A 281-nucleotide genomic window follows, 5' to 3' on the forward strand; every position below is an offset into this window, starting at 1 on the left:
TACTCCATCCAACCCATTTTATGGATAAGTTCTGTATGCACAAAAATGCCCCATATTTGTGTGGCAGAATAAATGAAAGCAATATCAATAGGTCTGAAACCCATTAAAGCCAAGGGAATAAAATAAATGAATCGATATAGTGGTTGAAATACAGATGATCGGAAACCTACGGTAAAATTCATTTTTTCACTGCTATGGTGGGTAACATGAACGGCCCAGAATAGCCTTATTTCGTGATCAAAACGGTGTAGCCAGTAATACAAAAAATCTTCTGTTATCAG

General features: G+C 36.3%; 1 protein-coding gene. It reads right to left on the reverse strand.

Annotation, left to right across the window (positions count from 1 at the left end; all coding sequences use genetic code 11):
* Positions 1–263, reverse strand: a 263-nt coding sequence (locus tag CWB72_RS20380; RefSeq protein WP_252371610.1) for a sterol desaturase family protein, incomplete at its 3' end; no start/stop codon positions are given.
* Positions 264–281: the final 18 nt, after the last annotated feature.

The sequence above is a fragment of the Pseudoalteromonas phenolica genome, from assembly GCF_005886345.1.
GTDB lineage: Bacteria > Pseudomonadota > Gammaproteobacteria > Enterobacterales > Alteromonadaceae > Pseudoalteromonas > Pseudoalteromonas phenolica_A.